Source organism: Enterobacter cloacae complex sp. IR5422, from assembly GCF_049238165.1.
Taxonomy (GTDB): Bacteria; Pseudomonadota; Gammaproteobacteria; order Enterobacterales; family Enterobacteriaceae; genus Enterobacter; species Enterobacter roggenkampii.
The window spans coordinates 114,308-128,780 of the sequence record NZ_JBMKHT010000007.1; the positions used below are offsets into that span (position 1 = coordinate 114,308).

Sequence of the window (14,473 nt, forward strand, 5' to 3'; positions counted from 1 at the left end):
CATGACTGATGTAACTGTAAAATCGCTGGCTGCTGAGATTCAGACCTCCGTGGACCGCCTGGTACAGCAATTTGCTGATGCAGGGATCCCGAAGTCCGCTGATGACTCGGTGACCGCGCAAGAAAAACAAACCTTGTTAACGCACCTGAACCGTGAACACGGCTCTACGCCTGACAAGTTAACGCTGCAGCGCAAAACGCGTAGCACGTTAAACATCCCTGGTACCGGTGGCAAAAGCAAATCGGTACAAATTGAAGTCCGCAAGACGCGCACCTTTGTAAAACGTGATCCGCAAGAGGCAGAACGCCTTGCCGCGGAAGAGCAGGCACAGCGTGAAGCGGAAGAACAAGCTCAGCGTGAGGCGGAAGCAGCCGCTAAACGTGAAGCAGAATTAAAAGCTGAACGTGAGGCCGCAGAAAAAGCGAAACGCGACGCAAGTGATAAAGTGAAGCGTGACGCTGCGGAAAAAGACAAAGTGAGCAATCAACAGACAGACGAAATGACCAAAACCGCCCAGGCTGAAAAAGCCCGCCGTGAAAATGAAGCTGCCGAGCTGAAGCGTAAAGCGGAAGAAGAAGCCCGCCGTAAGCTGGAAGAAGAAGCTCGCCGCGTCGCCGAAGAAGCGCGTCGCATGGCAGAAGAAAATGAAAAGAACGGTGTTGATACCGCTGAGCAGTCTGAAGACACCAGCGACTATCACGTGACCACTTCTCAGCACGCACGTCAGGCTGAAGATGATAATGACCGTGAAGTAGAAGGCGGCCGTGGCCGTGGTCGTAATGCAAAAGCAGCGCGTCCGGCGAAAAAAGGTAACAAGCACGCGGAATCCAAAGCTGACCGTGAAGAAGCACGTGCGGCTGTTCGCGGTGGTAAAGGCGGCAAGCGTAAAGGTTCCGCTCTGCAGCAGGGCTTCCAGAAGCCTGCTCAGGCCGTTAACCGTGACGTTGTGATCGGCGAAACCATTACCGTTGGCGAACTGGCGAACAAGATGGCGGTTAAAGGCTCTCAGGTCATCAAAGCAATGATGAAGCTGGGCGCGATGGCAACCATCAACCAGGTGATCGATCAGGAAACTGCGCAGCTGGTTGCGGAAGAGATGGGCCACAAAGTCATCCTGCGTCGTGAAAACGAGCTGGAAGAAGCAGTAATGAGCGACCGTGACACAGGTGCTGCGGCAGAACCGCGCGCACCGGTAGTGACCATCATGGGTCACGTTGACCACGGTAAAACCTCGCTGCTTGACTACATTCGCTCTACCAAGGTTGCCTCTGGCGAAGCGGGTGGTATTACTCAGCACATCGGTGCATACCACGTAGAAACTGACAACGGTATGATCACCTTCCTGGATACCCCAGGCCACGCCGCGTTTACCTCCATGCGTGCTCGTGGTGCTCAGGCGACGGATATCGTTGTTCTGGTTGTTGCTGCAGACGACGGCGTCATGCCGCAGACCATCGAAGCTATCCAGCACGCGAAAGCAGCGGGTGTGCCGGTTGTGGTTGCAGTGAACAAGATCGATAAGCCAGAAGCGGATCCCGATCGTGTTAAAAACGAACTTTCCCAGTACGGTATCCTGCCGGAAGAGTGGGGCGGCGAAAGCCAGTTCGTACACGTGTCTGCGAAAGCGGGTACCGGTATCGACGAACTGCTGGACGCGATCCTGCTGCAGGCCGAAGTTCTGGAGCTGAAAGCTATCCGTAACGGTATGGCGAGCGGTGCGGTTATCGAATCCTTCCTGGATAAAGGACGTGGCCCTGTTGCTACCGTTCTGGTTCGTGAAGGTACGCTGCATAAAGGCGATATCGTTCTGTGCGGTTTCGAATACGGTCGCGTTCGTGCGATGCGTAACGAACTGGGTCAGGAAGTGCTGGAAGCAGGTCCGTCCATTCCAGTGGAAATCCTGGGTCTGTCCGGTGTTCCGGCTGCTGGTGACGAAGTGACCGTTGTGCGTGACGAGAAGAAAGCGCGTGAAGTGGCACTGTATCGTCAGGGCAAATTCCGTGAAGTTAAACTGGCTCGTCAGCAGAAATCTAAACTCGAGAACATGTTTGCCAACATGACCGATGGCGAAGTTCACGAAGTGAACATCGTTCTGAAAGCCGACGTTCAGGGTTCTGTGGAAGCGATCTCCGACTCCTTGCTGAAACTGTCTACCGACGAAGTGAAAGTGAAGATCATCGGTTCTGGCGTAGGTGGTATCACCGAAACCGACGCGACCCTGGCTGCTGCCTCCAACGCTATCCTGGTTGGCTTCAACGTTCGTGCGGATGCCTCTGCGCGTAAAGTCATTGAATCCGAAAGCCTGGATCTGCGTTACTACTCCGTCATCTATAACCTGATCGACGAAGTGAAAGCAGCGATGAGCGGTATGCTGTCTCCTGAGCTGAAACAGCAGATCATCGGTCTGGCTGAAGTACGTGACGTGTTCAAATCACCGAAATTCGGTGCGATCGCGGGCTGTATGGTTACCGAAGGTAACATCAAGCGTCACAACCCAATCCGCGTACTGCGTGACAACGTGGTTATCTACGAAGGCGAGCTGGAATCCCTGCGCCGCTTCAAAGATGACGTTAACGAAGTCCGTAACGGCATGGAATGTGGTATCGGCGTGAAGAACTACAACGACGTTCGCGTTGGCGATATGATCGAAGTGTTCGAGATCATCGAAATTCAGCGTACCATCGCTTAATTTCCGATTGTAAGCCGGGATCGCCTCGCGCCACCCGGCAATAATTTCAAAAAGGGGCTTTAGCCCCTTTTTTGTCTGGAGAATTTATTATGGCGAAAGAATTTGGTCGCCCTCAGCGCGTAGCGCAGGAAATGCAGAAAGAGATCGCACTCATTCTGCAACGTGAAATCAAAGACCCGCGCGTCGGCATGATGACCACCGTTTCCGGTGTGGAAATGTCCCGCGACCTGGCCTATGCAAAAGTGTTCGTCACCTTCCTGAACGATCAGGACGAAGCCGCAGTGAAAAACGGCATTAAAGCGCTGCAGGAAGCCTCTGGTTTCATCCGCTCTCTGCTCGGCAAAGCGATGCGCCTGCGTATCGTGCCTGAACTGACCTTCTTCTACGACAACTCGCTGGTCGAGGGTATGCGTATGTCTAACCTGGTGACCAGCGTGGTGAAACATGACGATGAGCGTCGTGTTAACCCGGCGGACGACAGCAAGGAGGACTGATGAGTCGTCCTCGTCGTCGTGGTCGCGACGTGCATGGTGTGCTGCTGCTGGATAAACCCCAGGGCGCTTCCAGCAACGACGTGCTGCAGAAAGTTAAGCGTATTTATAACGCCAACCGTGCGGGCCACACCGGCGCGCTCGATCCGCTGGCAACCGGCATGCTGCCGGTCTGTCTGGGAGAGGCGACAAAATTTTCCCAGTACCTGCTCGACTCCGATAAGCGTTACCGCGTTATCGCTAAGCTGGGCCAGCGCACGGATACCTCCGACGCGGATGGCCAGGTCGTGGAAGAGCGTCCGGTGACCTTCAGCGCGGAGCAGCTTGATGCGGCGCTGGAGAGCTTCCGTGGGGAGACGATGCAGGTGCCGTCGATGTATTCGGCGCTGAAGTATCAGGGCAAAAAACTCTACGAATACGCGCGCCAGGGCATTGACGTCCCGCGTGAAGCCCGTCCGATTACCGTGTATGAGCTGCTCTTTATTCGCCACGAAGGCGATGAGCTGGAGCTGGAAGTGCACTGCTCGAAAGGGACTTATATTCGCACCATCATTGATGACCTCGGTGAAAAGCTGGGCTGCGGCGCGCATGTGATTTACCTGCGTCGTCTGGCGGTGAGCAAGTACCCGGTGGAGCGGATGGTGACCCTGGAACATTTGCGCGAGCTGGTTGATCAGGCTGAAGCGCAGGGGATCGCGCCGGCAGATTTGCTGGATCCGTTGCTGATGCCGATGGACAGTCCGGCTGCGGACTTCCCGGTTGTTAATCTTCCTTTAACATCGTCCGTTTACTTTAAGAACGGCAACCCGGTTCGTACGGCGGAAGCGCCGCTGGAAGGCCTGGTACGCGTGACCGAAGGTGACGAAGGGAAATTCATCGGCATGGGCGAAATGGATGGCGAAGGGCGCGTTGCGCCGCGTCGTCTGGTCGTCGAATATCCGGTCGACGCGTGACGGTGATAACGGCTCACCTTGCGATAAGCAGGGGAGACGAGTAGAATATCGCCGCTTAACGCCTGGTAAATTGTTTAACAATCTGCGGGGCGTACATGGGATTGCTGAATTAGAGATCGGCATCCTTACATTCTTTATACTTTGGAGTTTGAAAATGTCTCTAAGCGTTGAAGCTAAAGCTAAAATCGTTTCTGAGTTTGGTCGTGGTACTAACGACAGCGGTTCTACCGAAGTTCAGGTTGCACTGCTGACTGCACAGATTAACCACCTGCAGGGTCACTTTGCAGAGCACAAAAAAGATCACCACAGCCGTCGTGGTCTGCTGCGTATGGTTTCTCAGCGTCGTAAACTGCTCGACTACCTGAAACGTAAAGATGTTGCACGCTACACCGCGCTGATCGAGCGTCTGGGTCTGCGTCGCTAAGTCTTGCGAGTTTCAGAAAAGGGGGCCTGATGGCCCCTTTTTTCAAGCAGACGGCAGCAATTCACTGGAAACTATTGTATTGTTGCTATAAATGATCTTCATTGCAGAGGTTCGCGCGGCTAATGAGAGGCTTCACCCAGGGGGGTGTTGGTTGTCATTAGTCGCGAGGATGCGAAGAAGGTCGGGTCAAATCGACAGCACACCGGTGGTGTGCTGTCAAACATTTAAGAAAGGACAGAACTTTGCTGAATCCGATCGTTCGTAAATTCCAGTATGGTCAACATACCGTCACGCTGGAAACCGGCATGATGGCACGTCAGGCGACTGCTGCCGTTATGGTAAGCATGGATGACACTGCGGTATTCGTTACCGTTGTGGGCCAGAAAAAAGCTAAACCAGGTCAGGACTTCTTCCCGCTGACCGTTAACTACCAGGAGCGTACCTACGCTGCCGGTAAAATCCCGGGTGGCTTCTTCCGTCGTGAAGGCCGTCCAAGCGAAGGCGAAACCCTGATCGCGCGTCTGATTGACCGCCCGGTTCGTCCGCTGTTCCCGGAAGGCTTCGTTAACGAAGTACAGGTTATCGCGACCGTTGTTTCCGTTAACCCACAGGTTAACCCGGACATCGTGGCGATGATCGGTGCGTCCGCTGCCCTGTCACTGTCTGGTATTCCATTCAATGGCCCAATCGGTGCCGCGCGCGTCGGTTACATCAACGACCAGTACGTGCTGAACCCAACTCAGGAAGAGCTGAAAGAAAGTAAGCTGGACCTGGTGGTTGCGGGTACCGAAGCCGCTGTGCTGATGGTTGAATCCGAAGCTGAACTGCTGAGCGAAGACCAGATGCTGGGCGCTGTGGTCTTCGGCCATGACCAGCAGCAGGTTGTTATCCAGAACATCAACGACCTGGTGAAAGAAGCCGGTAAACCACGTTGGGACTGGCAGCCAGAAGCGGCCAACGACGCGCTGAACGCACGCGTTGCAGCTCTGGCAGAATCTCGTCTGAGCGATGCGTACCGCATCACCGACAAACAGGAGCGTTACGCTCAGGTTGATGTGATCAAATCTGAAGTAACCGCGACCCTGGTTGCCGAAGACGAAACGCTGGACGCTAACGAAATTGGCGAAATCCTGCACGCCATTGAGAAAAACGTTGTTCGTAGCCGCGTGCTGGCTGGCGAGCCGCGTATCGATGGCCGTGAAAAAGACATGATCCGTGGTTTGGATGTGCGTACTGGCGTGCTGCCACGTACTCACGGTTCTGCGCTGTTCACCCGTGGTGAAACGCAGGCGCTGGTTACCGCGACCCTGGGTACAGCCCGTGACGCGCAGATCATCGACGAACTGATGGGCGAGCGCACTGACAGCTTCCTGTTCCACTACAACTTCCCTCCGTACTCCGTAGGTGAAACCGGCATGGTTGGCTCACCGAAGCGTCGTGAAATTGGTCACGGTCGTCTGGCGAAGCGCGGCGTGCTGGCAGTGATGCCAGAAGCAGACAAATTCCCGTACACCGTACGTGTAGTGTCTGAAATCACCGAATCCAACGGTTCCTCTTCCATGGCTTCCGTGTGTGGTGCCTCTCTGGCGCTGATGGATGCAGGCGTGCCAATCAAAGCCGCCGTTGCGGGTATCGCAATGGGCCTGGTGAAAGAAGGCGACAACTATGTTGTTCTGTCTGACATTCTGGGCGACGAAGACCACCTGGGCGATATGGACTTCAAAGTAGCGGGTTCCCGCGACGGTATCTCTGCGCTGCAGATGGATATCAAAATTGAAGGTATCACCAAAGAGATCATGCAGGTTGCGCTGAACCAGGCTAAGGGTGCACGTCTGCACATCCTGGGCGTGATGGAACAGGCTATCAACGCGCCACGCGGTGATATCTCTGAATTCGCACCGCGTATTCACACCATCAAGATCAATCCAGACAAGATCAAAGATGTTATCGGTAAGGGCGGTTCCGTAATCCGTGCGCTGACCGAAGAGACCGGCACCACCATCGAAATCGAAGATGACGGTACCGTGAAGATCGCAGCAACCGACGGCGAGAAAGCGAAATTCGCGATCCGTCGCATCGAAGAAATCACTGCAGAAATCGAAGTGGGCCGCGTGTATGCAGGTAAAGTGACCCGTATCGTTGACTTTGGTGCGTTCGTTGCCATCGGCGGCGGTAAAGAAGGTCTGGTTCACATCTCTCAGATCGCTGACAAGCGCGTTGAGAAAGTGACCGATTACCTGCAGATGGGTCAGGAAGTGCCGGTTAAAGTTCTGGAAGTCGATCGCCAGGGCCGTATCCGTCTGAGCATTAAAGAAGCAACCGAGCAGTCTCAGCCAGCTGCTGCGCCAGAAGCACAGGCAGCAGAACAGCAAGGCGAGTAAGTTGCCATTTGCCCTCCGCTTTGCGGAGGGCCTATTATCAGGCAGGACGCCTTGTTAAGCCGCCGGGGGACAGGACGTTCATCCAATAGTTGTCTTCGGGAGTGGGAAATGAAGCCTTTTTTGCGCTGGTGTTTCGTTGCGACAGCTTTAACGCTGGCAGGATGCAGCAACTCTGCCTGGCGTAAGAGCGAAGTCCTCGCAGTGCCATTGCAACCGACTTTGCAGCAGGAAGTGATCCTGGCACGCATGGAACAAATACTTGCCAGTCGGGCTTTAACCGATGACGAACGCGCACAGCTTTTATATGAGCGCGGAGTGTTGTATGATAGTCTCGGTCTGAGGGCATTGGCGCGAAATGATTTTTCACAAGCGCTGGCTATCCGACCTGATATGCCTGAAGTATTCAATTACTTAGGCATTTATTTAACGCAGGCAGGCAATTTTGATGCTGCCTATGAAGCGTTTGATTCTGTACTTGAGCTTGATCCAACTTACAACTACGCGCACTTGAATCGCGGTATCGCATTGTATTACGGCGGTCGTGACAAGTTAGCGCAAGATGATCTGCTGGCGTTTTATCAAGACGATCCTAATGATCCTTTCCGTAGCCTGTGGCTTTACATCGTTGAGCGGAAGCTCGATGAGAAGCAGGCAAAAGAAGCACTGAAACAGCGCTTCGATAAATCGGACAAGGAACAGTGGGGATGGAACATTGTCGAGTTCTACCTGGGCAACATTAGCGAAGCAACGCTGATGGAACGCCTCAAGGCGGACGCAACGGATAACACCTCGCTCGCTGAGCATCTCAGTGAAACCAACTTCTATTTAGGTAAGTACTACCTAAGTCTGGGGGATAAGGACAGCGCTACGGCACTGTTCAAATTAGCGGTTGCTAACAACGTACACAACTTCGTTGAGCACCGTTATGCATTGTTGGAATTATCGCTCTTGGGCCAGGAGCAAGACGACCTGGCAGAATCGGACCAGCAATAGCTGACGACATAAACATCAGCCCGTAATCTTTTGATTGCCATCACCTTAACTGGTGAGGGCGTTGTTGTTCGTCAATACACCTACTTTGAGCCGGTTCACACTTTTCAATGAAAATTGCTAATCATTTTCACGATGAGCTAAGTAGACTGGCCGCCATTGACATTGAGGCACTCGTACTACATGGCTGAATTCGAAACCACTTTTGCAGATCTGGGCCTGAAGGCTCCTATCCTTGAAGCCCTTAACGATCTGGGTTACGAAAAACCATCTCCGATCCAGGCTGAGTGTATCCCACACCTGCTTTCTGGTCGTGACGTGCTGGGCATGGCCCAGACTGGTAGCGGTAAAACTGCAGCGTTCTCGCTGCCGCTGCTGAACAACATTGATCCGGACCTGCGTGCACCGCAGATCCTCGTTCTGGCTCCAACCCGTGAACTGGCTGTTCAGGTTGCAGAAGCCATGACGGAATTCTCTAAACATATGCGCGGCGTAAACGTGGTTGCCCTGTACGGCGGCCAGCGTTATGACGTGCAGTTACGCGCCCTGCGCCAGGGCCCACAGATTGTTGTCGGTACGCCGGGCCGTCTGCTGGATCACCTGAAGCGCGGTACCCTGGACCTCTCTAAACTGAGCGGTCTGGTACTGGATGAAGCAGATGAAATGCTGCGTATGGGCTTCATCGAAGACGTTGAAACCATCATGGCGCAGATCCCGGACGGTCATCAGACCGCGCTGTTCTCTGCCACCATGCCGGAAGCGATTCGTCGTATCACCAAACGCTTCATGAAAGAACCTCAGGAAGTGCGTATTCAGTCCAGCGTAACCACTCGCCCGGATATCAGCCAGAGCTACTGGTCTGTATACGGCATGCGTAAAAACGAAGCGCTGGTACGTTTCCTGGAAGCGGAAGATTTTGATGCGGCGATTATCTTCGTTCGTACCAAAAATGCGACCCTGGAAGTGGCTGAAGCCCTGGAGCGTAGCGGCTACAACAGCGCAGCGCTGAACGGCGACATGAACCAGGCCCTGCGTGAGCAGACTCTGGAGCGTCTGAAAGACGGTCGTCTGGATATCCTGATTGCAACCGACGTGGCAGCACGTGGTCTGGACGTTGAGCGTATCAGCCTGGTTGTTAACTACGACATCCCGATGGATTCCGAGTCTTACGTTCACCGTATCGGCCGTACCGGTCGTGCGGGTCGTGCTGGCCGTGCGCTGCTGTTCGTTGAGAACCGCGAGCGTCGTCTGCTGCGTAACATCGAACGCACCATGAAGCTGACCATTCCAGAAGCGGACCTGCCAAACGCAGAGCTGCTGGGCAAACGCCGTCTGGAAAAATTCGCCGCCAAAGTACAGCAGCAGCTGGAAAGCAGCGATCTGGATCAGTACCGTGCGCTGCTGTCGCAGATTCAGCCTGTTGCTGAAGGCGAAGAGCTGGACATGGAAACCCTGGCTGCAGCACTGCTGAAAATGGCTCAGGGCGAACGTAGCCTGATCGTGCCACCAGATGCACCGATGCGTCCTAAGCGTGAATTCCGTGACCGTGACGACCGCTTCGAACGTCGTGGCGATCGTAACGATCGTGGCCCACGTGGTGACCGTCCAGAGCGTGGTGGTGAAGACCGTCCTCGTCGCGAACGTCGCGACGCAGGCGATATGGAACTGTACCGCATTGAAGTGGGCCGTGATGATGGCGTTGAAGTTCGTCACATCGTTGGCGCTATCGCTAACGAAGGCGACATCAGCAGCCGTTACATTGGTAACATCAAGCTGTTCGCCTCCCACTCTACCATCGAGCTGCCGAAAGGCATGCCGGGTGAAGTACTGCAGCACTTTACGCGTACCCGCATCCTGAACAAGCCGATGAACATGCAGCTGCTGGGCGATGCACAGCCACGCCCTGACCGTGGCGGCGAACGTCGTGGCGGTGGTCGCGGTTTCGGCGGCGAGCGTCGTGAAGGCGGTCGCAGCGAAGGTCGCGGTGGTGAAGGTCGTCGTTTCTCCGGCGAGCGCCGTGAAAGCCGTGGCCCGCGTCGTGAAGAAGGCACCAGCCGTCGTCGTTTCGGTGACGCGTAAGCCTTACGCTTCTGACGTAAAGTAAAATATACAGCCCCGATACATGCTATCGGGGCTTTTTTTATTCCCTTTGTACTCTTGTACTGGTACAGTGCGTCACATTAAAATGCAGAACCGCATGATTGACTGGAGAAAAGGCTGTATGGCGACACTAACCACCACCCAAACGTCACCTTCGCTGCTTGGCGGCGTGGTGATCATCGGCGGAACCATTATAGGTGCCGGGATGTTCTCCCTGCCCGTGGTCATGTCCGGTGCGTGGTTCTTCTGGTCGCTGGCCGCGCTGGTCTTTACCTGGTTCTGTATGCTCCATTCCGGACTAATGATCCTCGAAGCCAACCTGAACTACCGCATTGGCGCGAGCTTCGACACCATCACCAAAGACCTGCTGGGCAAAGGCTGGAACCTGGTGAACGGGCTGTCCATCGCGTTTGTGCTCTATATCCTGACCTACGCGTATATCTCGGCAAGCGGTTCGATTCTGCATCACACCTTCTCGGAGATGTCGCTGAACGTACCGGCGCGTCTGGCCGGGCTGTGCTTTGCGCTGGGCGTGGCGTTTATCGTCTGGATGAGTACCAAAGCGGTGAGCCGGATGACGGCGATCGTGCTGGGCGCGAAGGTCATCACCTTCTTCCTGACCTTCGGCAGCCTGCTGGGGCACGTGACGCCTGCCACGCTGTTTAACGTTGCCGAAGTAAATACCTCCTATACGCCGTACCTGCTGATGACCCTGCCGTTCTGCCTGGCGTCGTTTGGCTACCACGGTAACGTGCCGAGCCTGATGAAGTACTACGGCAAAGATCCGCGCACGATTGTGAAGTGTCTGGTCTACGGCACGCTGCTGGCGCTGGCGCTGTACGTCATCTGGCTGCTCGGGACGATGGGCAATATCCCGCGCCCGGAGTTTATCGGTATTGCGCAGAAGGGCGGTAACATTGATGTGCTGGTGCAGGCCCTGAGCGGCGTGCTGAACAGCCGCAGCCTGGATTTGCTGCTGGTGATCTTCTCTAACTTCGCGGTGGCGAGCTCTTTCCTCGGCGTGACGCTGGGCCTGTTTGACTACCTGGCGGATCTGTTTGGCTTTGATGACTCTGCGATGGGCCGCTTCAAAACCGCGCTGCTGACCTTCCTGCCGCCGATTGTGGGCGGCCTGCTGTGGCCGAACGGCTTTCTGTACGCCATTGGCTATGCCGGTCTGGCGGCGACCATCTGGGCGGCAATTGTGCCGGCGCTGTTGGCCCGCAAATCACGTAAACGCTTCGGCAGCCCGAAATTCCGCGTCTGGGGCGGCAAGCCGATGATTGCGCTGATCCTGGTGTTTGGCGCGGGCAATGCCCTGGTACATGTGCTGTCGAGTTTTAATCTGTTGCCGGTGTACCAGTAAACATTTTGTGCCGGATGGCGGCTACGCCTTATCCGGCCTACGCGTCCCCGTAGGCCAGGTAAGCGAAGCGCCACCTGGCAAAAAGGCTACCCCACCAGCTCCTCTTTCACCTGCATGGCCAAATCAAACGAATGCAAACGTGCCTGGTGATCGAAAATCTGGCCGTTAACCATAATTTCATCCGCCTGCGTTTCGCGCAGCACCGCCTCCAGCCCGTGACGCACTTTCGCTTTATCGCCTACCAGCGACATGCTCAGTGCCTGCTGTACGCCATACTGCTCTGAAGCAGACCACAGCTGATGCATATTCTCCACCGGCGGCGGAAGCTGGCCCGTCTCACCGCGACGCAGCTTCACAAACGCCTGCTGCATGGAGGTGAAGAGGAATTCCGCGTCGCGATTGCTGTCGGCGGCAATAATGTTGATACAGACCATCGCGTACGGTTTCTCCAGACGCTCGGACGGTTTGAAGTGCGTGCGGTAGAGATGCAGCGCCTGATGCAGCATATCCGGTGCGAAATGGGAGGCAAACGCAAACGGCAGCCCCAGCTGGGCGGCAAGCTGCGCGCTGTAGAGGCTTGAGCCCAGCAGCCATACCGGGATCTTCTCGCCGTAACCCGGTACCGGGCGCACGTGCGGGTTCGGGTCACGCGCGTCGAACCAGTCCACCAGTTCGGCCACGTCGCGCGGGAAGTTGTCGATATCGCCGCTCATATGGCGGCGCAGGGCGCGCATGGTCGGCTGATCGCTACCCGGCGCACGGCCAATCCCTAAATCAATACGGCCCGGATAGAGGGTGTTCAGCGTGCCGAACTGCTCGGCGATCACCAGCGGGGCGTGGTTCGGCAGCATCACGCCGCCGGAGCCCAGGTGCAGCGTGGTGGTGTTTGCCGCCAAATAACCAATCAGTACCGAGGTAGCGGCGCTGGCAATGCCCACCATGTTGTGATGTTCGGCCAGCCAGTAGCGGTGATAGCCACGCTTTTCGGCCAGCTGAGCCAGATCCAGAGAGTGCGAAAAGGCTTCTCTTGCCGAGGAGCCTTGTGGGATCGGCGCCAGATCCAGCACCGAAAACGGAAGGGTTTTGTCAGTCATAACAGCTCACTTTGTCGACGGTGAATCTTTAATACTGCATTAAAAAATGATAACCGTTGTTAACAAAGTGAGCCTTTTTTAGGCCTGCAGTTCCAGCCCGGCCAGACGCTTCCAGTAGCCGTTACAGTCGCTGTTTGCCGTCAGCGGCAGCGGAGCAGCGCCGTTTTCGTTAGCGCGGAAGGCGTCCAGCATCGCGAACACGCCGGTATCCAGCGGCGACAGGCGCACCATATCGACCAGCCCGTCCATCGACGCCAGCTCGTTGCCGAGGTTATAGACATAGCCGCTCATGGTCTGAATACCGTTGAGAACAAACACCTGCTGATTCTCCTGGGACAGCATGCTGCGCCCGTTCGGATACTTAATACAGCAGGTTTCGCACTCGTCTTTCGGACGGTCTTCCGAGCGTGCGGTAAAGCAGCGGGCGGAATAGGCCAGCGGCAGATGCCCGTAGCTCAGCACCTCCACTTCAAACTTGTTGCGAATGCCCAGCTCTTCACACTGCGTGAGCAGGTTTGCCAGCCAGTCGCGGGAGAGTTCCACCGGCATGCACCAGCGCGTCATCCCCTGTTTGAGCAGCAGGCGCAGGGTCACCGCGTTGTAGCAGTTCAGGGCATGACCCGCGACAAACGGCAGCTTGCGCTCGGCACACATGTTCACCACGCCGAGATCGCTCGCTTCCAGCAGGAATTCGCCGTTCTCAACGTAGCGTTTCAACTCGCCCAGTTCAGAAGAGGCCTGCACCAGCGCGAGCGTGGAAAGCACCACCTGTTTGCCGCTTCCCGCCAGGCTTTTCGCCATCTCCAGCCAGTCGCCCACTTTCGTCGCCCGACGTTTGCTGCACACCGCTTCGCCGAGGTAAATCACATCGGCGCTGCTGGTGGCGGCCTGTTGGTAAAAATCTTCCAGCGTCTCTTTTGGCCAGTAGTAAAGCACCGGCCCTAATGAATATTTCATGATTTTCTCACTGCCATTTACGGTGATACGCGCCCAGCGTGGTTTGCGTGCCTTCGGACATCGATCCGAGCGTTTCCATCCAGGCCTGCTGCGGCGCGTAGTTCTGCGGGTCCGCCATGCAGCGGTCGATAGCCTGACGCCACACTTTCGCCACCTGGCTCACGTACGCCGGGCTGCGCTGGCGACCTTCAATTTTCACCGAGGCGATATTGGCCGCCAGCAGTTCCGGCAGCAGCTCCAGCGTGTTAAGGCTGGTGGGCTCTTCCAGCGCGTGGTAACGCTCGCCGTCGACCAGATAGCGGCCTTTACACAGGGTAGGATAACCGGCGTTTTCACCGTCCTGATAGCGGTCGATCAGCACCTCATTCAGGCGAGATTCCAGCCCCTGCGGCGTTTGCTGCCAGCGAACGAAGCGGGCAGGGGAGCAGGCCCCGACGGTATTCGGTGACTCGCCGGTCAAATAGGAGGAAAGATAGCAACGGCCTTCGGCCATAATGCACAGGCTACCAAAGGCAAAAACTTCCAGCGGCACTGGCGTGACGCGCGCGAGTTGCTTAACCTGATGAATAGAGAGTACGCGCGGCAGCACCACGCGGGCCACGTCAAAGTTTCGGTGATAAAAACGCACGGCCTCTTCGTTGGTGGCAGATGCCTGAACAGAGACGTGGCGCTCAATATGGGGATAGCGTTCTGCCGCATACTCAAGCATGGCGAGGTCGGCCAGAATCAGCGCATCGGCACCCAGCTGTGCCGCCATATCCACCGCGCGCTGCCAGCGGGCGTAGCCGTCAGGATGAGCAAAGGTATTGATGGCGATATGCAGCTTGCGGCGGTGCTGGTGAACGAAGTTAACGGCTTCCTGAAGCTTTTTCTCCGTAAAGTTGAGGCCAGCAAAATGGCGGGCATTGGTGTCATCTTTCAGCCCGATATAGACCGCATCGGCCCCATTTTCGATGGCCGCCTTAAGCGCCGGAAGGTTTCCGGCAGGGCAGAGCAGCTCCATAATTTATCCTGATGTTGTCGATCGC

Annotated in this window: 12 protein-coding genes; 9 read left to right on the top strand and 3 right to left on the bottom strand. The window is 55.9% G+C overall.

What is annotated here, in order from left to right:
* The first annotated feature begins 1 nt into the window (after position 1).
* From infB to mtr, 9 genes are all read left to right on the top strand, one after another.
* Entirely contained in the window at positions 2 to 2,689 is a 2,688-nt protein-coding gene (infB, locus tag ACOTXT_RS05780; protein WP_008501472.1) for a translation initiation factor IF-2, read from the top strand.
* An 89-nt stretch (positions 2,690 to 2,778) separates the two neighbouring features.
* Positions 2,779 to 3,183 carry a 30S ribosome-binding factor RbfA gene (gene rbfA, locus ACOTXT_RS05785; RefSeq protein ID WP_003024988.1) on the top strand — a complete coding sequence of 135 codons (405 nt, stop codon included), beginning with the start codon at positions 2,779 to 2,781 and terminating at the stop codon, positions 3,181 to 3,183.
* Positions 3,183 to 4,133, top strand: coding sequence for a tRNA pseudouridine(55) synthase TruB (gene truB / locus ACOTXT_RS05790; protein ID WP_055321274.1), 951 nt, complete (start codon positions 3,183 to 3,185; stop codon positions 4,131 to 4,133). The genes rbfA and truB overlap by 1 nt, the downstream gene beginning before the upstream one ends.
* A 154-nt stretch (positions 4,134 to 4,287) precedes the next feature.
* Complete coding sequence (gene rpsO / locus ACOTXT_RS05795) at positions 4,288 to 4,557, top strand: 30S ribosomal protein S15 (RefSeq protein ID WP_003861789.1); 270 nt, start codon at positions 4,288 to 4,290, stop codon at positions 4,555 to 4,557.
* Positions 4,558 to 4,799: 242 nt separating this feature from the next.
* The gene (gene pnp / locus ACOTXT_RS05800; RefSeq protein ID WP_008501475.1) at positions 4,800 to 6,938 is read left to right on the top strand and encodes a polyribonucleotide nucleotidyltransferase; all 2,139 of its coding nucleotides are present in this window, start codon (positions 4,800 to 4,802) and stop codon (positions 6,936 to 6,938) included.
* A gap of 108 nt (positions 6,939 to 7,046) precedes the next feature.
* The gene (gene nlpI / locus ACOTXT_RS05805) at positions 7,047 to 7,931 is read left to right on the top strand and encodes a lipoprotein NlpI (protein ID WP_008501476.1); all 885 of its coding nucleotides are present in this window, start codon (positions 7,047 to 7,049) and stop codon (positions 7,929 to 7,931) included.
* A gap of 107 nt (positions 7,932 to 8,038) precedes the next feature.
* Entirely contained in the window at positions 8,039 to 8,119 is an 81-nt protein-coding gene (yrbN, locus tag ACOTXT_RS05810; RefSeq protein ID WP_100122156.1) for a protein YrbN, read from the top strand.
* Positions 8,112 to 10,007, top strand: a complete 1,896-nt coding sequence (locus tag ACOTXT_RS05815; protein WP_021242253.1) for a DEAD/DEAH family ATP-dependent RNA helicase — start codon at positions 8,112 to 8,114, stop codon at positions 10,005 to 10,007. Before yrbN ends, ACOTXT_RS05815 begins: the two co-directional genes overlap by 8 nt.
* Before the next feature lie 142 nt (positions 10,008 to 10,149).
* Positions 10,150 to 11,394, top strand: a complete 1,245-nt coding sequence (gene mtr / locus ACOTXT_RS05820; RefSeq protein WP_008501478.1) for a tryptophan permease — start codon at positions 10,150 to 10,152, stop codon at positions 11,392 to 11,394.
* Positions 11,395 to 11,480: 86 nt separating this feature from the next.
* On the opposite strand, the gene ACOTXT_RS05825 is transcribed toward mtr, so the two are convergent.
* From ACOTXT_RS05825 to ubiU, 3 genes are all read right to left on the bottom strand, one after another.
* Positions 11,481 to 12,488 carry a luciferase-like monooxygenase gene (locus ACOTXT_RS05825; protein WP_021242251.1) on the bottom strand — a complete coding sequence of 336 codons (1,008 nt, stop codon included), beginning with the start codon at positions 12,486 to 12,488 and terminating at the stop codon, positions 11,481 to 11,483.
* A gap of 78 nt (positions 12,489 to 12,566) precedes the next feature.
* Positions 12,567 to 13,445 (bottom strand): U32 family peptidase, encoded by an 879-nt coding sequence (locus ACOTXT_RS05830; RefSeq protein WP_021242250.1) that lies wholly within the window; start codon positions 13,443 to 13,445, stop codon positions 12,567 to 12,569.
* A gap of 7 nt (positions 13,446 to 13,452) precedes the next feature.
* Positions 13,453 to 14,448, bottom strand: a complete 996-nt coding sequence (ubiU, locus tag ACOTXT_RS05835) for a ubiquinone anaerobic biosynthesis protein UbiU (protein WP_021242249.1) — start codon at positions 14,446 to 14,448, stop codon at positions 13,453 to 13,455.
* Positions 14,449 to 14,473: the final 25 nt, after the last annotated feature.